The organism is Nocardioides sp. R-C-SC26 (assembly GCF_021246465.1).
GTDB lineage: Bacteria > Actinomycetota > Actinomycetes > Propionibacteriales > Nocardioidaceae > Nocardioides.
Genome location: NZ_JAHRHK010000005.1, coordinates 61,189 through 79,663, shown reverse-complemented (window position 1 = coordinate 79,663; position 18,475 = coordinate 61,189). Strand labels below are relative to the sequence as shown.

The window sequence follows — 18,475 nt, the reverse complement described above, 5'->3', positions numbered from 1 at the left end:
CCCTCGGTTCAGGCGTCGCTCGGGAAGCTCAGTTCTCCTCGGAGAGCGTGACGTCGATGCCGCCGAGCAGGGCGGCCGACATGTTGTAGAGGAAGGCCCCGAGCGTGGCCATCGCCGTGATCAGCACGACGTCGACGGCGGCGACGAGCATCGTGAACCCGAGCACCCGCGAGGTGCCGAGGTAGTCCTCGATGTCGAAGTCCGAGCTGGACGGATCCTGCAGCAGATCGCGCACAGTGTCGTTGATCGAGGTCCAGACGCCAGCGGCACTGAGCACCTCCCACACCACCGCGACCGCGACGACGGTGACGACGGCGAAGGCGATCGAGAGCAGGAACGCGCTCTTCATGACCGACCACGGGTCGATCCGGGTCAGCCGGAGCCGGGCCCGTCGCGGACCACGAGCCGGCGATGCGGTCGGCGCGGCCTTCGCGGCGCGGGCCTGGTCGGCGGCAGCGCCGAGCTTGGCCTGGAGTCGCTCCGCGAGTCCGGGGCGGACGGCCGTGCCGGACTGGTCGGTCGGGCGCGAGGGTGCGGACGGCGAGCCGGGGCGGTCGCTCATCAGCCTTCGTCTCCTGAGTCGGTCGCGGGCGGGACGTCGGTCTCGGCGCCCTCAGCCACGATTGTGGCATCCGGGGCCACGTCGGCGGTCTCGACCGGCTCGACCACCGGGGAACCCGACTCGACCACCGGAGCGCCGGTCTCGCCCTCCGCGGCACCGGCCTCGACGTCCTCGCCGTCCTCGCCGGACTCCTTCGCCTCCACCGACCGCGCGACGACCGCGACGGCGTCGCCCTTCTTCGGGGACACGAACTTCACGCCCATGGTCGAGCGCCCCGTCGGGCGGAAGTCGGCGTTGATCGGCGAGCGCACGACCTGGCCGGACTGGGTGATCGACATGACCTCGTCGCCGTCCTCGACGATGAAGCCGCCCACCAGGACGCCGCGCTCGGTGTTGCCCAGGTTCATCGCCCGGATGCCCAGGCCGCCGCGGTTGGTGACGCGGTACTCCGCGATCGGGCTGCGCTTGGCGAAGCCGCCGTCGGTGATCGTGAAGACGTACTGCACCTGCTGGCCGGCCGCCTCGGCGTCCTCGGCGGACTCCTCGACGGCGATCTGCGCGGCGCGGATCACCGACATCGACAGCACGGTGTCGTCGTCGGAACGGAACTTCATGCCCGTCACGCCCGACGTCGCCCGGCCCATCGGCCGCAGCTGACCGTCGTCGGCCTTGAAGCGGATCGCGGACCCCTGCCGCGAGACGAGCAGGATGTCGTCGTCGCCGCCCACCAGCTCGGCGCCGATCAGCTCGTCGTCGTCGTCGCGGAAGTTGATCGCGATCACGCCGGCCTGGCGCGGGGAGTTGTAGTCGCCCAGGCGGGTCTTCTTGACCAGGCCCTTCTTCGTGGCGAGCACCAGGTAGGGCATCTGGTCGTAGTCGCGGATCGCCAGCACCTGGGCGATCTGCTCGTCGGGCTGGAAGCTCAGCAACCCGGCGACGTGCCCGCCCTTGGCGTCGCGCGAGGCCTCCGGGAGGTTGTAGGCCTTGGTGCGGTAGACGCGTCCGGCCGTGGTGAAGAACAGCAGCCAGTGGTGGTTCGTGGTCGCGATGAAGTGCTCGACGACGTCGTCGCCGCGCAGCGTCGCGCCTCGCACGCCCTTGCCGCCCCGCTTCTGCAGCCGGTACTGCGCGCGCTGGGTCCGCTTGGCGTAGCCGCCGCGCGTGATCGAGACGACCAGCTCCTCATCGGGGATGAGGTCCTCCATGGAGAGGTCGCCGTCGGCGGCGATGATCTGGCTGCGGCGGTCGTCGCCGTACTTCTCCACGATCTCGGCCAGCTCGTCGACGACGATCGAGCGCTGACGCGGGACGTTGGCGAGGATGTCCTTGAGGTCGGCGATGACCAGCTCGATGGCGGCCAGGTCGTCGATGATCTTCTGGCGCTGCAGGGCCGCGAGCTTGCGCAGCTGCATGTCGAGGATCGCGTTGGCCTGGAGCTCGTCGACGTCGAGCAACTCCATCAGGCCGGTCCGGGCGTCGGCGACGTCGGGCGAGCGACGGATCAGCGCGATGACCTCGTCCAGCATGTCGAGCGCCTTGACGAGCCCACGCAGGATGTGGGCGTCGGCCTCGGCCTTCTTGAGCCGGAACTCGGTGCGGCGCCGGATGACCTCGATCTGGTGGTCGACCCAGTTGCTGATGAACTGGTCGATGGTCAGGGTGCGTGGCACGCCGTCGACCAGAGCCAGCATGTTGGCGCTGAAGTTGGTCTGCAGCTCGGTGTGCTTGAGCAGGTTGTTCAGGACGACGCGCGCTACGGCGTCGCGTTTGAGGACGACGACGATGCGCTGACCGACGCGGGAGGAGGTCTCGTTGCGGACGTCGGAGATGCCCTGCACCTTGCCGGCGTCGGCGAGCTCGGCGATCTTCACGAGCAGGTTGTCGGGGTTGACCATGTAGGGCAGGTCGGTGATGACCAGCACGGTGCGCCCGGTCTTGTCCTCGTCGACCTCGATGATCGCGCGCTGGGTGATCGAGCCGCGACCGGTGCGGTAGGCCTGCTCGATGCCCTGGCGCCCGGTGATCAGAGCGCCGTTGGGGAAGTCGGGCCCCTTGATCCGCTCGATCAGCGCGTCCTGGAGCTCCGCGCGCGTCGCGTCCGGGTTCTGCAGGCACCAGGTCGCGCCTTCGGCGACCTCGCGCAGGTTGTGCGGCGGGATGTTGGTGGCCATGCCGACCGCGATGCCGGCCGAGCCGTTGACCAGGAGGTTAGGGAAGCGGGCCGGCAGGATCGTCGGCTCGTTGGTCTTGCCGTCGTAGTTCGGGGTCATGTCGACGGTCTCTTCGTCGATGTCCCGGACCATCTCCATGGCCAGCGGCGCCATCCGGCACTCGGTGTACCGCATCGCGGCCGCGGGGTCGTTGCCCGGCGACCCGAAGTTTCCCTGGCCGTTGACCAGCGGGTTGCGCATCACCCACGGCTGGGCGAGACGCACGAGAGTGTCGTAGATCGCCGAGTCGCCGTGGGGGTGGTAGTTACCCATGACGTCGCCGACGACGCGCGCGCACTTGTTGAAGCCACGGTCGGGGCGGTAGCCACCGTCGTACATCGCGTAGAGAACGCGGCGGTGGACCGGCTTGAGTCCATCCCGCACGTCGGGCAGCGCGCGGCCGACGATGACGGCCATCGCGTAGTCGATGTAGGACCGCTTCATCGACTCCTGCAGGTCGATGGGCTCGACGCGTCCGCCCACGGGGGCGTCGTCGGTGGGCGTCTCAGTCATCAGTCAGTTCTCTCAGCTGGTCAGATGTCGAGGAAGCGGACGTCTTTGGCGTTGCGTTGGATGAAGGAGCGACGCTGCTCGACGTCCTCGCCCATCAGGATCGAGAAGATCTCGTCGGCCTGCGCGGCGTCCTCCAGCGTCACCTGCAGCAGCACACGCTGGTCGGGGTCGAGCGTGGTCTCCCACAGCTCGTCGGCGTTCATCTCACCCAGACCCTTGTACCGCTGGATCGGGGCCTCCTTGGGCAGCTTCTTTCCGTGCTCCTGCCCGTCGCGGATCACGGCGTCGCGCTCGGCGTCGGAGAAGACGTACTCGTGCTCGTGCGGCTTGTTCCACTTGATCCGGTACAGCGGCGGCTGCGCGAGGTACACGTGCCCGGCCTCGATCAGGGGGCGCATGAAGCGGAACAGCAGCGTCAGCAGCAGGGTGTTGATGTGGTGGCCGTCGACGTCGGCGTCGGCCATCAGCACGATCTTGTGGTACCGCAGCTTCTCGAGGCTGAACTCTTCGTGGATACCGGTGCCGAGGGCGGAGATGATGGCCTGCACCTCGGTGTTGGCCAGCACCTTGTCGATGCGTGCCTTCTCGACGTTGAGGATCTTTCCCCGGATCGGCAGGATCGCCTGGATCCGGTTCTCACGCCCCATCACCGCCGAGCCGCCGGCGGAGTCGCCCTCGACGATGAAGACCTCGCACTCCTCGGGGTTGCGCGAGCTGCAGTCGCGCAGCTTGCCCGGAAGGCCTCCGCCGCCGAGCAGTCCCTTGCGGTTGCGCGCGAGGTCACGGGCCTTGCGCGCGGCGATCCGGGCGGATGCCGCGGCCTGGGCCTTGCGGATGATGTCCTTGCCCTCGGCCGGGTTCTGCTCCAGCCAGGCGCCGAGCTGGTCGTTGACGATCCGCTGGGTGAAGCCCTTGGCCTCGGTGTTGCCGAGCTTGGTCTTGGTCTGGCCCTCGAACTGCGGCTCGCCGAGCTTGACCGAGACGATCGCGGTCAGGCCCTCGCGGATGTCGTCGCCGCTGACGCGGTCCTCGCGCTTCTTGATCAGGCCCCACTCCTCGCCCCAGTGGTTGACCAGCGAGGTGAGTGCGGCGCGGAAGCCCTCTTCGTGGGTGCCGCCCTCATGGGTGTTGATGGTGTTGGCGAAGGTGTGGACCGACTCGGTGAAGGAGGTGTTCCACTGCATCGCCACCTCGAGACTCATGTGGTTCTCCACCGCGTCCGGCGTCTCCGCCTCGAAGCTGATGACGGTGAGGTTCGCCTTGTCCTTGCGGCGGTTGAGATGCTCCACGAAGTCGACCAGACCGCGGTCGTAGCGGAAGACCTGCTCGATGCCCCCCTCCTCGGCGCGACGAAGTGCGTCGTGCCCGGCGGAGTCGACAGCGTTGTCGACCGTGTCGTCCTCGACGGCCTCGATCAGCTCCTCGGCCTGGGGGCGCTCGTCGCGGACGACGATCTCCAGGCCCTTGTTGAGGAACGCCATCTCACGGATGCGGGTGCTGATGGTCTCCAGCGAGTAGTTCGTCGTCTCGAAGATCTCGGGGCTGGCGTACCACGTGACCGTCGTCCCGGTGCCCTCGCCGTCCTCGAGCGGGCGCACCTGCTCGAGCGGCCCGTCAGGCTCTCCCAGCTGGAACGTCTGCTGCCACAGATGGCCGCGGTTGCGGATCTCGAGAACGAGACGGCTGGACAGCGCGTTCACGACCGAGACGCCGACGCCGTGCAGACCGCCCGACACCTTGTACCCGCCGCCGCCGAACTTGCCGCCTGCGTGGAGGACGGTCAGCGCCAGCGTCGCCGCGGGGAGCTCCTGGCCTGGCGCGGTGTCGGTGGGGATGCCGCGACCGTTGTCCTCGACGCGCACCGCCCCGTCGGCGCAGAGTGTCATCACGATCCGGTCGCAGTGACCGGCCAGTGCCTCGTCGACTGAGTTGTTGACGATCTCCCAGATCAGGTGGTGCAGGCCACGCTCACCGGTCGAGCCGATGTACATGCCGGGGCGCTTGCGCACCGCCTCAAGGCCCTCGAGGACCTGGATCGCCGAGGCGTCGTACTCGGCGTCGACGGTGGAGCTGCGCAGTCCGCTCGTCTCGTTGCCGGGCTCGATCGCGACGTCAGGCTGACCGTCGTCAGGGGTCTGACTGACCTGGGGGGTGGACTCCTCAGTCACGCAGGACCTCTTCACGTGTGGGCGGATCCGGCGCCGGTTCCTACGAGCCGGGCCACGTGCCGGGCGAGGCTGCCGGACACGACGAAGGCCGCACGAGAAGGACGGGCGGCCCACTGGCTAGTTTAGCCTGCACACGGCCTGATACCAGCGTTCTGCTTCGGGAGAGGGCCCGAAGTTTGGACGGAATCGGCCCTCAGAGGCGTTCTCAGGTGTCCAGGACGGCTTCAGAGGGGGTGGGTCCGCCCCCGATACCTCCGGTCCAGCGATCGTGGCTCAGCCTGGATCAGCCGTAGGTGTCGCGCGGTCCGCGGCCGTCGCGGACCGATCGCAGGCCCTTCTTCCAGCTCGGGGCGTTGGGTCCGCGCACCTCGACGACGGTCACGGTGCCGTCGCCGAGCTCGTCGTTGAGACGGCGCACGAGCGTCGGCGCGAGCAGCTTCAGTTGGGTGGCCCAGGCCGTGGAGGCGGTGCGGACGACGAGCCGTCCGTCGTCGAACGACTCCGGCTGAGCATGCTCGGCGATCTCCGCGCCGACGATCTCGGCCCACCGGGCGAACACGCCCCGCACCCTCAGCGGCAGTGCCCAGCCCCGCTCGCCCACGAGGCGGCCCAGCTCGCCGTCGAGCAGCTGGGGGTCGCGCTCGTCAGGGTGCGCTCCGCTGTACCCGCCGAGTCGGTCGCGCCCGGTGCCGCGTCCTCGACCGCCTGATTCCTTCCCGTCACCTGCGCGACCCGAGCCTCGACGACGTCGCTTCGCCGGCACGCCGGCTCCGGCCGCAGCTCGCGCCGCCGCCCGTGCGAGGTCGAGGCCGGTGTCGTCGTGGTCGACGGCCGAATCAGCCTCGGCGGAGTCAGGGGCGTTCGGGTGCTGGTCGTCGGCTCGGTCGCCTCCGGACTCTGAGGGGTGTTCCTGCTCAGGCACGGGTCACCGTCCCGCCCGCGACGTCGAACCGCACCCCGCGCAGGACCTCCGGCACGTCGTCGGGGACGGCCGCTGTGACGAGCACCTGCTCGGCGTCGGCCACGTGCTCGGCGAGCTGGTCGCGTCGTCCGGTGTCGAGCTCGGCGAAGACGTCGTCGAGCACGAGGATCGGATCGTCGCCGTCGACGCGCAGGAGTTCGTAGGAGGCCAGTCGCAAGGCGAGTGCAACCGACCAGCTCTCTCCGTGCGAGGCGTATCCCTTGACCGGCAACCGCTCGGACGCCGACCCGGTGCCGAGCTCGAGGAGCAGGTCGTCGCGGTGAGGACCGACGAGGCAGACGCCCCGATCGAGCTCGTCGTCGCGGCGTCGGGCGAGCTCAGCGAGCAGCGTCTCGATGAGATTGCCGTGGTCGCGCTCCTCGACGTCGACGTCGAAGCTGGGCCGATAGGTGATCGTGGCGTCGTCCCGCGAGGCGCCGCGAGCGACCATGGCGTACGCGCTGCCGACCAGCGGCCGGAGTCGGCTGGCGATCTCGAGCCGGTGGGCCAGCAGCTCGGCGCCGGTGCGTGCCAGATGCGCGTCCCAGACATCGAGTGTCGCGAGCGCCGCCGTCTGGGTGGACCCTCCGCGACGCGCGTGGCCCGCCGTCTTGAGCAGCGTCGCACGCTGCTTCAGCACCCGGTCGTAGTCGGCCAGGACCCCGGCCATCCGAGGCGTCTCCAAGACGATCAGGTCGTCGAGGAACCGTCGCCTCGACGACGGGTCGCCCTTGACCAGCACGAGGTCATCGGGTGAGAAGACGACCGTGCGGACCAGTCCGATGAGCTCCCGGACCCGCGATAATGTCGACTTATTTATTCGTCCCTTATTCGACTTTCCGGGGTGGATCTCGACTTCGAGCACCGCGGTCCGGCCGTCCTTGACGACGGCCGCTCGCACGATCGCCCGCTCGGCGCCGGCACGCACCAGGGGTGTGTCGCTGGCGACGCGGTGCGAGGCCAGCCGGGAGAGGTAGTCGATCGCCTCGACGAGATTGGTCTTGCCCTGGCCGTTGCGGCCGACGAACGCCGTGACGCCCGGGTCGATCTCCAGGTCGACGACGTCGTAGGAGCGGAAATCGTGCAGCGCCAGGTGCGAGACGTGCATGTCGCTCCCCTCGCCCCGACGGCGGCGCAACGCCGTGCGCGTCGTCCAGACCCTGGGTGATCCTAGTCGCGGCCCGACTTCATGGTGCCTCGGCCGGTGCTCGATCTCCTACTCTGGGGACCATGACGCAACCTCCGTACGGCGCGCCTCCGCCGCCTCCGCCGCCTCCGCCGCCTCCGCCGCCCTATGGCGCTCCCGCTCCGAGCGGCCCGTACTTCATCTCGGCGATGGGCCAGGAGCACGGGCCCTACGACATCAATCAGATCGCGCACATGGCGCGCGACGGCTCGCTCAAGCCGGACGCGATGATCCGGTCCGCGACCGCCGCCAACTGGTTCCCCGCCAAGGAGGTTCCCGGGGTCTTCTCCGACAAGGACATGGTCGTCACCGCGATCATCTCCTGGCTCGTCGGGGTCTTCGGGGTCGACCGCTTCTACTTGGGGTACACGGGTCTGGGGCTGCTGAAGCTCTTCACCTGTGGTGGGTTGGGGATCTGGGCCCTCATCGACCTGATCCTGATCATCCTGCGCAAGGTGCCGGACGCGGACGGCAGGCCGCTGCGCTGAACGTCTCGACCGATCGGATGCCTGGCGGCATCGTCGTCACCCACGTGGTGGCGGTCGGCGCCGTCGGTGCTCTCGCGACGGCGGCGCTGCTCTCCCCCGACGGCATCGAGGACGGTCCGATCATCTGTCCGTTCCGGATGCTGACGGGTCTGCCGTGCCCCGGCTGCGGTCTCACCCGCGCCTGGGTCTATGCGATGCACGGCAGATGGTCCGACTCGCTGACGGCGAACCCGTTCGGCGTGGTCTCGATGGTGCTGGCGGCTGCCCTCGTGCTTGCCGTCGTGTTCGCGCTGGTGCGTCGACGTGCTGCACCGGACCTCGACGTGGTGGTGCGCCGCCCGGTGATCGTGGCGATCGTGGTCGCCTGGCTGGGCTTCGCCGCGGTGCGGCTCGTCTCGGCGTTCTAGTGTCACAGGCGATCGTCAGTCCGCGTCGCCGCCGGGAGGCGGCGGGGTGTGGACGGCGTGCCCGCCGAACTGGTTGCGCATGGCCGCGATGGCCTTCATCGCGGGGCTGTCGTCCTGGCGCGACGTGAACCGCGCGAAGAGCGACGCGGCGATGACGTTCATCGGGACGGCGTGGTCGATCGCCGCCTGGACGGTCCAACGTCCTTCGCCGGAGTCGTCGGCGTACCCACGGAGCTCGGAGAGGTGCGGGTCGTCGTCGAGGGCGGCTACGAGGAGGTCCAGCAGCCATGAGCGGATCACCGTGCCGGTACGCCAGGAGTCGAAGACGGCCGGCACGTCGTCGACGAGGTCGGCGGCCTCGAGAAGCTCCCACCCCTCTGCGTAGGCCTGCATGACGGCGTACTCGATGCCGTTGTGGACCATCTTGGCAAAGTGACCGGCGCCGGGCTTGGTACCCGCGTGCACGAATCCCCCGTCTTCGGGGCGCAGAGCATCGAGGGCCGGCTGGACCTTCGCGACGTCGTCGGTGCTGCCGCCCACCATCAGCGCGTAGCCGTTCTTCAGGCCCCACACACCACCCGAGACACCGCAGTCGACGAATCCGATTCCACGCTCGGCGAGCATCTCGGCGTTGAGCGCGTCGTCGGTCCACTTGGAGTTCCCCCCGTCGACGACGAGGTCGCCGTCGCCGAGGAGTTCGGCCAACTCACGGATGGTGCTGCGCGTGGCATCTCCCGCGGGGACCATCACCCACACCACACGAGGACTCTCGGGCAGCGCGTCGACGAGCTCGCTCAGCGAGCCGACGTCGGCGAGGTCGCGGTTGTGATCGAAGCCGACGACGGTCAGGCCCGCATCGCGCATCCGCGTGCGCATGTTGCCGCCCATCTTGCCGAGGCCGACGAGTCCGAGGTGCATGGTGCGCTCCGTTCACTGTTCGGTGATGTAGCCAGGAGTAGCACGTCCGGACAACGTCGGCCGGAGGCCGGGCGCCGTCAGGAGAGCAGGCGGCGCGGCATGAGCAGGTAGCGGAACACTGCTTCGTGATCGGAATCGTCGCTGACGCCGCGCATCACCACAGGCTTGGAGGCCTGGGTGAAGGCGAGTTCGACCACCGGCTCGTCGATCGCGCCGAGGCCGTCTAGGAGGAACTGCGGGTTGAAGCCCGTCGTGAGGTCCTCGCCCTCGATCGTCGACTCGACGGCCTCCGAGGCCTGGGCCTCGTCTCCCGAACCGGCATCGAGCGTCAGGACGCCGTCGGCGAAGGTCAACTGGACCGCGGTGTTGCGTTCCGCGACCAGGGAGACGCGCTTGAGAGAGTCGATCAAAGTCGCTTTGTCGACACGAGCGAAGGTCAGGCGCTCGTTCGGGAAGAGGCTGCGGACCTTGGGGAACTCGCCGTCGAGCAACCGCGTGGTCGTGCGTCGAACGCCGCCGGCGGTCTTGCTCTCGAAACCGATCAGACCCTCGCCGACCCCGGTCTGGGACAGGGCGATCGTGACCTCGCCGCCAGCACTCAGTGAACGCGCCGTGTCGCCGAGGACCTTCGCGGGTACGAGGGCCGCGACGCTGACGTCGGGCGTGGACGGGCTCCAGTCGAGCTCACGCAGCGAGAGCCGGAAGCGGTCGGTGGCCAGCAGCGAGAGCGTGGTGCCGTCGATCTCCAGACGCACCCCGGTCAGCACGGGGAGCATGTCGTCGCGTCCTGCGGCGGTGACCGCCTGGCCGACGGCGTGCGCGAACACCTCCGAGGGGACCGTTCCGGTGGCTGCGGGCATCTGCGGGATGGTCGGGTACTCGTCGACCGGCATCGTCTGCAGGCTGAACCGGGCCGACCCGCAGGTCAGCGAAGCGCGGGGGCCGTCGAGGGTCAGGTCGAGGGGCTTCGCCGGAAGGCTTCGACAGATGTCGGCCAGGAGTCGACCACTGACCAGCACGGATCCGGGCTCGTGGACCTCGGCATCGAGGGTCGCACGCGCTGAGGTCTCGTAGTCGAAGGTGGAGAGGACCAGTCCGTCAGGACCCGCCTCGATCAACAGGCCGGCGAGAACGGGGGTGCTCGGGCGAACCGGGAGCGTGCGGGCTGCCCAGGCGACGGCGTCCGCGAAGACGTCGCGTTCGACTCGGAACTTCACTTCTCGCTCCTTCAGGAGTGCACGTGGTCGATCTGCTCGGCGTCCGGACGGTGCCGATGTGGCTGCGTCGGCGAGGACGAGGAGGGTGCTGTGGGAGTCGAATCCTGCCACGCCGGGTGGGTCATCCACAGGGGGGTGACCAGGTGGAGTTCGGCGGTCGAGGGATGTCTTGGTAGATCAGGGTTAGTCATAGGTGGTGTGGAATCTGTGGATAGTCGCGGATTCGCGTCGTCCTCGCAGGTCAGGTGGGGTGTCGTCGACTCACAGTCGTTGTGGATGACGACGTGGTCGAGGGATGTGCGCTGTGGAGGCAGGTCGGACCTGGTGAGTGTCCTCCCGCTGTCTCCGCAGATCCTCCCCGTGTAATTCGTACGTCGGGACGCATGTCCTCCACAGGAGGGGACGGGGCGCTCAGGACGTCTGCCGGGCGTGCATCTTGACGCGGTTGGTGAGCTCGCTGACCTGGTTGAACACAGCGCGGCGCTCCGCGAGCAGTTGGTTGATCTTCCGGTCGGCGTACATGACCGTGGTGTGGTCGCGGTTGCCGAACTGTGCGCCGATCTTGGGGAGGGAGAGGTCGGTCAGCTCCCGACACAGGTACATCGCGATCTGGCGGGCCATGACGAGGTGTCGTCCGCGGCTGGGTCCGGTCAGCTCCTCGATGCTGAGACCGAAGTACGCCGCGGTCTGAGCGATGATCAGCGACGCCGTGATCTCGGGTTCCCCACCCTCGGGGATCAGGTCCTTCAAGACGATCTCAGCCAGGGTCATGTCGACCTCCTGGCGATTGAGGTTGGCGAAGGCCGTGACCCGGATGAGCGCGCCCTCGAGCTCACGGATGTTGGTGTGGATCTTGGAGGCGATGAACTCCAGCACGTCGGGTGGTGCGGTGAGCCGGTCCATGGCCGCCTTCTTGCGCAGGATCGCGATCCGCGTCTCGAGGTCCGGAGGCTGGACGTCGGTGATCAGGCCCCACTCGAAGCGGTTGCGCAGACGGTCCTCGAGCGCTTCGAGACGCTTGGGAGCGCGGTCGGATGTCAGCACGATCTGCTTGTTGGCGTTGTGGAGGGTGTTGAACGTGTGGAAGAACTCCTCCTGCGTCTGGGTCTTCCCCTCCAAGAACTGGATGTCGTCGATGAGCAGGACGTCGATGTCGCGGTACTTGCTCTTGAACCGGTCCTGACGATCGTCGCGAATCGCGTTGATGAACTCGTTGGTGAACTCTTCGCTGGACACGTACCGGACCTTGACGCCGGTGTAGAGGCTGCGTACGTAATGGCCGATCGCGTGCAGGAGATGGGTCTTGCCGAGCCCGGAGTCTCCGTAGACCAGGAGCGGGTTGTAGGCCTTGCCGGGCGCCTCGGCGACCGCGACCGCGGCCGCGTGCGGGAAGCGGTTGGAGGAGCCGATGACGAAGGTCTCGAAGGTGTACTTGGGATTGAGTCGTGTCTCGAGGCCGGCATGCTTCGGTAGTCCCGTCGGTGCTGACGGTGCCGCCGCTCCGTGCTGCAGATCGGGCCCGGTCCGGTCGGAGGCGGGCGCCGACGGATGGTCGGGTTCTCCGGTGACCTCGCCGACAGAGCTGAGCCCGGGCGCGACGGGATGTCCGGTGTGAGTCGCGACATCGCGGGGCTCCCCGGTTGCGGTGTCGAGCTGGTCATCGAGAGCGGGGTCCACGGTGACCGCGATACGGATCTGATGACCGAACCTGACGGTGAGGGCGTCCTCGAGCTCGCTGCGCAGTCTGCCCTCGAGCTGAGCACGCGTGAAGTCGTTCGGGACGGCGATGATCGCGGTGTTCTCGTGTCGGGTCACCGGGACGCTGGTGCGGAGCCATGCCCGCTGGTGCGGTTGCAGATCATCGAGTACCTGAGCCCAGGTCGTCGTGAGATCTGGGTGTTCTGCTGGCGTCTGGGACATGGTCTCCGTCAGTGCTGTGCGGGGGTCGCGGCGGATGCGTTCCTCGCGGAACGGTCACGTCGTTTGGAATGAGTCCACAGGTTTGTCCACAGGATGTGCATGAGCCCGGGAGTGCGGATGGCTGAGGTGTTCATCGCGACCTCCTCTGGTTCGCTATCCGGTATCTGTGCAGGTCAGGTGGGCGATGGTCGTCAGGGGTGACGCTCTCAAGTGTCATGGTCGACCAGCGAACAGGGGTCGTCCGGTGTTGGCTCGTGACGGTGAACGTAACGCCGAGCGTGATCCCGGGGCAATGATTCATCCACAGGCTAGACCGTGTGGGCGGGCTGTCGTTCGGCGAGGGTTTGACCCTGTCTCGACGCTCCGCGTACCGTTGCAAGGTCCACAGCCGGGTCGACCGGTGCCGCACGTCCACGGGATCCGATCGCCGTGGAGGGGCGGTGCCAGTCGAAGGGCGGTCCGACATGTCGTGTCGGACCGGGCGAGCTCCTGCTGTTCCTGGAGCTCCGTGGCTGCGCCGCGGCCCGACGGTGGACGAGTCCTATCAACACCCCTGTGAAGGAAATGTCGTGAGCAAGCGCACCTACCAGCCGAACAACCGCCGCCGCCACAAGACGCACGGTTTCCGTCTGCGCATGCGGACCCGCGCGGGCCGGGCGATTCTGTCGTCGCGTCGTCGCAAGGGTCGCAAGGACCTCGCGGTCTGACGGTCGGGCTCCGGCCGTCCCTGCGTTCAGCTGTGCTGGCCGCGCATCATCGTCTCACCGACGCCTCGTCCTACCGGGCAACGACGCGTCGGGGCAAGCGTGCTGCCCGCTCGACCCTGGTGGTGCATCTCTGTGAGCGCCTAGGTTCCTGCCCCGATGATGCTCGATTCGGTTTCGTCGTGAGCCGGGCTGTCGGCAACTCGGTGGTCCGTAATCGGGTCAAGCGGCGTCTGCGTCACGCGGCGGCAGAGCTCATCCGCAGCGGGGCCGTGATGTCCTCGTCGGACGTCGTGGTGCGTGCCTTGCCTGCGTCGTCGTCTGCGTCCTACGACGTGCTTGCGGGCGAACTCGCCGATGCCGTGGCGCGGGCGGGATCCTCATGAGTGGGCGAGCCCGGTTCGACTGGGTGCGGTTCGATCCGGTCCGTGCTGTGTTGATCGTTCTGCTCCGCCTGTACCGCGTCATGATCAGCCCGCTCTACGGCCAGGTATGTCGGTACTACCCGAGTTGCTCGGCGTACGCGCTCGAGGCCGTCACGGTGCATGGGAGTGTTCGGGGTTCGTGGCTCGCCGCGCGCCGCCTGGCTCGATGCCATCCGTGGGCAGCCGGTGGCGTGGACAAGGTGCCCCCGCGTCATGGCGAGCCGGTCTCCCCTGTGAACGTCCCCCTTCCCGGTCCGACCGCGGTCTCGCGGTCGACTCCCTGATACGAGGAGCCTGTTTCCGTGGACTTCTTCTCCACCATCGGTGGCGCCATCATGACGCCGCTGTACTACGTGATCTCCGCGATCATGATCGGCTTCCACAAGTTCTTCAGCCTGTTCCTCTCACCGAGCGGTGGTTGGTCCTGGGCGTTGTCGATCGTGGGTCTCACGCTGGTGATCCGGATGGCATTGATCCCGCTGTTCGTGAAGCAGATCAAGTCGCAGCGGAACATGCAGCTGCTGCAGCCGAAGGTCCGCGAGCTTCAGAAGAAGTACGGGCACGATCGTCAGAAGCTCGGCGAAGAGACGATGAAGCTCTACAAGGACGCCGGTACGAATCCGTTCGCTTCGTGCCTGCCGCTGCTGTTGCAGATGCCGATCTTCTTCGCCCTGTTCCGTCTCCTCGATCAGGCGGCGAAGAAGGGAACGCCTCATGGCTTCCTGAACGAGAAGCTGGCGGAGCAGTTCGGTCAGTCCGAGATCGGTGGCAGGATCCCGCTCGCCGAATCGTTCTGGGGCGCCCGGACCTGGGGTGACGACCCGCACGCGCTGGTCATGGTCGTGGCGTTGTTCCTCGTTCTCGCCATGACGGCCACGACGTTCATGACGCAGCGGCAGCTCATGAGTAAGAACATGCCGGCCGATGCTCTGACCGGTCCGTACGCGCAGCAGCAGAAGATGCTGCTCTACGTCCTCCCGGTGGTGTTCGGTCTCGGTGGTGTCGCGTTCCCGATCGGCGTCCTTCTGTACTGGACGACGTCGAACCTGTGGACGATGTGTCAGCAGTTCTACGTGATCAGGAACAACCCGGCACCGGGAACCCCGGCGTTCGCAGCGAAGGCCGAGCGTGATCGTCTGAAGGCGCGGCGCAGCGGTACTGAGACGATCGACGGCGGTGCGGGCGATGTCGCGGTGGAGGAGCTCCGACCAGCGCAGCGCCAGCAGCCGAAGCGTCAGACGAAGGCCCAGCGGCAGCAGTCCGCGAGACGTGATCAGCAGTTGAAGAAGCAGGGAGAAGAGTCATGAGCATCGAGTCGACGGAGTCTGAGGTCTCCGAGACGGCGCAGACCAGTCGGGTCGCTCGTCTCGAGCAGGAAGGCGACATCGCCGCGGACTATCTCGAGGAGCTCCTCGACATCGCCGATCTGGATGGTGACCTCGATCTTGATGTCGATGGTGATCGCGCCTCGGTCTCGATCGTCGGTGGGCAGCTCGGTCAGTTGGTGGGTCGCGACGGTGAGGTGCTCGAGGCACTCCAAGAGCTGACGCGCCTCGCGATCTACCGCGAGACGGGTGAGCGGTCGCGGCTTATGCTCGATATCGCGGGTCACCGTGCCGCTCGCCGTGTCACGCTGGAGGAGGAGGCTCGTGCGGCGGTGGCTCAGGCTCGCGAGACCGGCTCGCCGGTGTCGCTGGAGGCGATGTCGCCGTTCGAGCGGAAGGTCGTCCATGACGCGGTCGCGGCGGCGGGTCTCACGTCGGAGTCCGAGGGCGTCGAGCCTCGGCGCTTCGTGGTGGTACTCCCCGAGTGATCTGATCCATGGTTTCACGTGAAACAGCGGCACCCCCCGCGCCCGACGTGGTGCGGGGGGTGTTCCGTTCTGAGACTTGGCCGGCCATGGTCCGGTACGCCGATCTCCTTGCGACCTGGGGTATCGAGCGCGGCCTCCTGGGGCCGCGTGAGGTGCCCCGTCTGTGGGAACGGCATCTGGCGAACTGCGCGGTCGTCGGCGAGGCGATCGGAGCTGGTTCGTCCGTGGCCGACGTCGGGTCGGGGGCGGGGCTGCCCGGCCTGGTCCTAGCGATCGACCGGCCCGACCTGTCAGTGACGCTGATCGAGCCGCTGTTGCGGCGTACGACGTTTCTCACCGAGGTCGTCACCGAGCTGGGCCTCAGGAACGTCGAGGTGCATCGCGGCCGCGCGGACTCACTTGTGGGCGTGCGGGACTTCGATGTCGTGACCTCGCGCGCTGTGGCGGGGCTCGACCGTCTGGTGGGGTGGTCGTTGCCGCTTGTGCGTCCGTCGGGGTGTGTCCTGGCGATGAAGGGGTCGACGGCACCCGCGGAGATCGTCGATTCTCGAGCCGCGGTGAGGGCCGTCGGCGGGTCCGACCCGGAACTCATCGTGCTCGGTCCTGCAGGTCTCGATCCGGTGCATCTTGTCCGAGTCTCGTGGGAGCCGGGACGACCGGTACCGTTGTCGAGTTCTCGACCCGGCGGATCGGATCGTCGCGGTGGGCGCTCGACGCGCGCCGGTGTTGCGCGTGGGCGACGGACTGCGGGGAGCAAGGCAAGTCCGAGGGACCGAGGTGAGCAAGGTGGATGATGAGTTCTCCACCGACGCTGACCGTCCCGCTGAGCGTGGTCGTCCACAGATGCCAGTGAGTTTTCCCCAGGTTCAGTCGCCTGGGTCTACAGCGAGCAGCGCGGTGTGTGGGGCGATCACGGTCGCCGCCGAGGACACTGCCACCGATGTTTCACGTGAAACGGAGAGCGACGTGCCGATCAGAACGGCCGGAGACCTGGCCTCGTACGACGGGGGCTACGACCCTGATGAGACGCCACTGGCCCGGGCTGCCCAGCACAGTGTGCTTGCTCGCCAGGAGTCTCCTCAGGGCTCGAGGGTCCCGCGGCCGTCGGGGACACGCATCATGGTGGTTGCCAACCAGAAGGGTGGCGTCGGCAAGACGACGTCCACGGTGAATCTGGCTGCGGCACTGGCCCAACTCGGCCAGCGCGTCCTGGTGGTCGACCTGGATCCACAGGGGAACGCGTCGACGGCATTGGGCGTGGAGCACCGACGAGGCGTTCCCTCCACCTATGACGCCCTCGTCGACGGTCAGCCGCTGGCTGAGGTCGTGACGGTGTGCCCCGATCTCCCCAACCTGTCGGTCGTGCCGGCCACGATCGACCTCGCCGGCGCCGAGATCGAGCTGGTCTCGGTGGTGGCCCGCGAGGGCCGCCTGCGCCGTGCGATCCATGGCCATCCGCAGGTCGGGTCGGCCGACGCCCTCGGCGAGGATCGGTTCGACTACGTCTTCATCGACTGTCCACCCTCGCTCGGGCTGCTCACGTTGAACGCCCTCGTCGCCGGCGAGGAGATGATGATTCCGATCCAGACCGAGTACTACGCCCTGGAGGGCCTCAGCCAGCTCCTGGAGACCGTCGACATGGTGCGGGCCCATCTCAACCCCGACCTGTCGGTGTCCACCATCTTGTTGACGATGGTGGACGCGAGGACGCGTCTGTCCGCCGGCGTCGCGGACGAGGTTCGCCAGCACTTCGGCGATCAGGTGCTCAAGACCGCGATCCCACGGTCGGTGAGGGTCTCCGAGGCGCCGTCCTACGCGCAGACGGTGATGACCTACGACCCCGGGTCGCCGGGAGCGTTGAGCTACTTCGAGGCAGCACGTGAGATCGCGATGAAGGGAGCACGTCCGTGAGCGGTGGCGGTCAGCAACGACGAGGTCTGGGACGAGGACTCGGCTCGCTCATCCCGACGGGGCCGACGCCGGCCGAGTCGGGCGAAGGAAGCCCCGGCGTAGCCACGACAGACCGCGGGCCGGCGCAGGGAGCCCCGGGCGCGGGCGCCACCACGGACGGCGGCGCGACGACGAGTCAGTCGGACGAGAACGGCCTCGCCCCCGTCGCCGGCGCCTACTTCGTTGAGCTCCCGATCGGCGACATCCGTCCGAATGCTGTCCAGCCGCGCCAGGTCTTCGACGAGGACGCGATGGCCGAGTTGGTGCATTCGGTGCAGGAGATCGGGCTGCTGCAGCCGATCGTCGTGCGCGCGACGTCCGACGGAGACTCGCCGTTCGAACTGATCATGGGCGAGCGCCGCTGGCGCGCCTCCCAGGAGGCCGGTCTGACGACGATCCCGGCGATCGTGCGCCAGACCGACGACGTCGACATGCTGCGCGATGCGCTCCTGGAGAACCTGCACCGCAGTCAGTTGAATCCGCTCGAGGAGGCCGCCGCCTACCAGCAGCTCCTGGAGGACTTCGGGTGCACCCATGAGGAGCTCGCGGGGCGTATCGGCCGGTCGCGCCCGCAGATCTCGAACACGCTCCGTCTGCTGAAGCTCAGCCCGGCCGTCCAGCGACGGGTGGCAGCGAGCGTGCTGTCGGCTGGTCACGCCCGAGCGCTCCTCTCGATCGACGACGCCGAGATCCAGGATCGACTCGCCCAGCGTGTGGTCGCCGAGGGGATCAGTGTCCGCGCCCTCGAGGAGATCGTCGCTGTGGGCGAGCACGGACGTGGAGGCGCCGCTCGCAGCGTCCGCCGTCGTCCGGTGGCGCCGGGCCTCGCCGACCTCGCCGAACGCCTCTCCGATCGCCTGGAGACCCGGGTCAAGGTCGATCTGGGTCAGCGCAAGGGCAAGATCACGGTCGAGTTCGCCTCACTGGACGATCTACGTCGCATCGTCGACATCATGGACCCGCGCAACCGCAGCGATCGGCCGGTCTGACCTCGGACCGTGCTCGAGAAGCGAGCGCTGCTCACGACCCAGGC

Annotated in this window: 18 protein-coding genes; 10 read left to right on the top strand and 8 right to left on the bottom strand. The window is 68.0% G+C overall.

Annotation, left to right across the window (positions count from 1 at the left end; translation table 11 throughout):
* Nucleotides 1-28 precede the first annotated feature (28 nt).
* From KSO97_RS06285 to recF, 5 genes are all read right to left on the bottom strand, one after another.
* Nucleotides 29-562 (bottom strand): DUF3566 domain-containing protein, encoded by a 534-nt coding sequence (locus KSO97_RS06285; protein WP_232677231.1) that lies wholly within the window; start codon nucleotides 560-562, stop codon nucleotides 29-31.
* The gene (gene gyrA / locus KSO97_RS06280) at nucleotides 562-3,285 is read right to left on the bottom strand and encodes a DNA gyrase subunit A (RefSeq protein ID WP_232677230.1); all 2,724 of its coding nucleotides are present in this window, start codon (nucleotides 3,283-3,285) and stop codon (nucleotides 562-564) included. Before gyrA ends, KSO97_RS06285 begins: the two co-directional genes overlap by 1 nt.
* A gap of 20 nt (nucleotides 3,286-3,305) precedes the next feature.
* Complete coding sequence (gyrB, locus tag KSO97_RS06275; RefSeq protein ID WP_374198466.1) at nucleotides 3,306-5,453, bottom strand: DNA topoisomerase (ATP-hydrolyzing) subunit B; 2,148 nt, start codon at nucleotides 5,451-5,453, stop codon at nucleotides 3,306-3,308.
* A 283-nt stretch (nucleotides 5,454-5,736) separates the two neighbouring features.
* On the bottom strand, nucleotides 5,737-6,375 hold the full coding sequence (locus KSO97_RS06270; RefSeq protein WP_232677229.1) for a DUF721 domain-containing protein: 639 nt from the start codon (nucleotides 6,373-6,375) through the stop codon (nucleotides 5,737-5,739).
* Nucleotides 6,368-7,522: a DNA replication/repair protein RecF gene (recF, locus tag KSO97_RS06265; protein ID WP_232677228.1), complete on the bottom strand. Its 1,155-nt coding sequence runs from the start codon at nucleotides 7,520-7,522 to the stop codon at nucleotides 6,368-6,370. The genes KSO97_RS06270 and recF overlap by 8 nt, the downstream gene beginning before the upstream one ends.
* Nucleotides 7,523-7,644: 122 nt before the next feature.
* Here recF and KSO97_RS06260 point away from each other — a divergent pair, with 122 nt between their 5' ends.
* Both KSO97_RS06260 and KSO97_RS06255 read left to right on the top strand, forming a co-directional pair.
* Entirely contained in the window at nucleotides 7,645-8,088 is a 444-nt protein-coding gene (locus tag KSO97_RS06260) for an NINE protein (RefSeq protein ID WP_232677227.1), read from the top strand.
* Between the two features lie 17 nt (nucleotides 8,089-8,105).
* Nucleotides 8,106-8,495 (top strand): DUF2752 domain-containing protein, encoded by a 390-nt coding sequence (locus tag KSO97_RS06255; protein WP_232677226.1) that lies wholly within the window; start codon nucleotides 8,106-8,108, stop codon nucleotides 8,493-8,495.
* A gap of 15 nt (nucleotides 8,496-8,510) precedes the next feature.
* Here the strand turns inward: KSO97_RS06255 and gnd are convergent, their stop codons facing one another.
* The 3 genes from gnd to dnaA all read right to left on the bottom strand — a co-directional run bounded on the left by gnd (nucleotide 8,511) and on the right by dnaA (nucleotide 12,550).
* Nucleotides 8,511-9,413 carry a phosphogluconate dehydrogenase (NAD(+)-dependent, decarboxylating) gene (gene gnd, locus KSO97_RS06250; protein ID WP_232677224.1) on the bottom strand — a complete coding sequence of 301 codons (903 nt, stop codon included), beginning with the start codon at nucleotides 9,411-9,413 and terminating at the stop codon, nucleotides 8,511-8,513.
* 77 nt (nucleotides 9,414-9,490) lie between these two features.
* Nucleotides 9,491-10,630 (bottom strand): DNA polymerase III subunit beta, encoded by a 1,140-nt coding sequence (gene dnaN, locus KSO97_RS06245; RefSeq protein WP_232677222.1) that lies wholly within the window; start codon nucleotides 10,628-10,630, stop codon nucleotides 9,491-9,493.
* 411 nt (nucleotides 10,631-11,041) lie between these two features.
* Nucleotides 11,042-12,550, bottom strand: a complete 1,509-nt coding sequence (dnaA, locus tag KSO97_RS06240) for a chromosomal replication initiator protein DnaA (protein WP_232677221.1) — start codon at nucleotides 12,548-12,550, stop codon at nucleotides 11,042-11,044.
* A 569-nt stretch (nucleotides 12,551-13,119) separates the two neighbouring features.
* On the opposite strand from dnaA, the gene rpmH reads away from it, so the two are divergent.
* From rpmH to KSO97_RS06200, 8 genes are all read left to right on the top strand, one after another.
* Nucleotides 13,120-13,257, top strand: a complete 138-nt coding sequence (rpmH, locus tag KSO97_RS06235) for a 50S ribosomal protein L34 (protein WP_232677220.1) — start codon at nucleotides 13,120-13,122, stop codon at nucleotides 13,255-13,257.
* A gap of 32 nt (nucleotides 13,258-13,289) precedes the next feature.
* A complete protein-coding gene (gene rnpA / locus KSO97_RS06230; protein ID WP_232677219.1) occupies nucleotides 13,290-13,640 on the top strand; it encodes a ribonuclease P protein component in 351 nt (116 codons plus the stop codon).
* Entirely contained in the window at nucleotides 13,637-13,963 is a 327-nt protein-coding gene (gene yidD, locus KSO97_RS06225) for a membrane protein insertion efficiency factor YidD (protein ID WP_269782087.1), read from the top strand. Before rnpA ends, yidD begins: the two co-directional genes overlap by 4 nt.
* An 18-nt stretch (nucleotides 13,964-13,981) precedes the next feature.
* The gene (gene yidC / locus KSO97_RS06220) at nucleotides 13,982-14,986 is read left to right on the top strand and encodes a membrane protein insertase YidC (protein ID WP_232677218.1); all 1,005 of its coding nucleotides are present in this window, start codon (nucleotides 13,982-13,984) and stop codon (nucleotides 14,984-14,986) included.
* The gene (locus KSO97_RS06215; RefSeq protein WP_232677217.1) at nucleotides 14,983-15,492 is read left to right on the top strand and encodes a R3H domain-containing nucleic acid-binding protein; all 510 of its coding nucleotides are present in this window, start codon (nucleotides 14,983-14,985) and stop codon (nucleotides 15,490-15,492) included. The genes yidC and KSO97_RS06215 overlap by 4 nt, the downstream gene beginning before the upstream one ends.
* Before the next feature lie 8 nt (nucleotides 15,493-15,500).
* The gene (gene rsmG, locus KSO97_RS06210; RefSeq protein WP_308188263.1) at nucleotides 15,501-16,286 is read left to right on the top strand and encodes a 16S rRNA (guanine(527)-N(7))-methyltransferase RsmG; all 786 of its coding nucleotides are present in this window, start codon (nucleotides 15,501-15,503) and stop codon (nucleotides 16,284-16,286) included.
* A gap of 325 nt (nucleotides 16,287-16,611) precedes the next feature.
* Nucleotides 16,612-17,403, top strand: coding sequence for a ParA family protein (locus tag KSO97_RS06205; protein ID WP_232677215.1), 792 nt, complete (start codon nucleotides 16,612-16,614; stop codon nucleotides 17,401-17,403).
* Nucleotides 17,400-18,431, top strand: a complete 1,032-nt coding sequence (locus tag KSO97_RS06200) for a ParB/RepB/Spo0J family partition protein (RefSeq protein ID WP_232677214.1) — start codon at nucleotides 17,400-17,402, stop codon at nucleotides 18,429-18,431. The genes KSO97_RS06205 and KSO97_RS06200 overlap by 4 nt, the downstream gene beginning before the upstream one ends.
* Nucleotides 18,432-18,475 lie beyond the last annotated feature (44 nt).

What these genes read in the sequence shown, in the direction of transcription:
- KSO97_RS06285 (WP_232677231.1), bottom strand. Translation starts at nt 562, where the DNA reads ATGAGCGACCGCCCCGGCTCGCCGTCCGCACCCTCGCGCCCGACCGAC.
- gyrA (WP_232677230.1), bottom strand. Translation starts at nt 3,285, where the DNA reads ATGACTGAGACGCCCACCGACGACGCCCCCGTGGGCGGACGCGTCGAG.
- recF (WP_232677228.1), bottom strand. Translation starts at nt 7,522, where the DNA reads ATGCACGTCTCGCACCTGGCGCTGCACGATTTCCGCTCCTACGACGTC.
- KSO97_RS06260 (WP_232677227.1), top strand. Translation starts at nt 7,645, where the DNA reads ATGACGCAACCTCCGTACGGCGCGCCTCCGCCGCCTCCGCCGCCTCCG.
- KSO97_RS06255 (WP_232677226.1), top strand. Translation starts at nt 8,106, where the DNA reads ATGCCTGGCGGCATCGTCGTCACCCACGTGGTGGCGGTCGGCGCCGTC.
- gnd (WP_232677224.1), bottom strand. Translation starts at nt 9,413, where the DNA reads ATGCACCTCGGACTCGTCGGCCTCGGCAAGATGGGCGGCAACATGCGC.
- dnaA (WP_232677221.1), bottom strand. Translation starts at nt 12,550, where the DNA reads ATGTCCCAGACGCCAGCAGAACACCCAGATCTCACGACGACCTGGGCT.
- yidD (WP_269782087.1), top strand. Translation starts at nt 13,637, where the DNA reads ATGAGTGGGCGAGCCCGGTTCGACTGGGTGCGGTTCGATCCGGTCCGT.
- KSO97_RS06215 (WP_232677217.1), top strand. Translation starts at nt 14,983, where the DNA reads ATGAGCATCGAGTCGACGGAGTCTGAGGTCTCCGAGACGGCGCAGACC.
- rsmG (WP_308188263.1), top strand. Translation starts at nt 15,501, where the DNA reads ATGGTTTCACGTGAAACAGCGGCACCCCCCGCGCCCGACGTGGTGCGG.
- KSO97_RS06205 (WP_232677215.1), top strand. Translation starts at nt 16,612, where the DNA reads ATGGTGGTTGCCAACCAGAAGGGTGGCGTCGGCAAGACGACGTCCACG.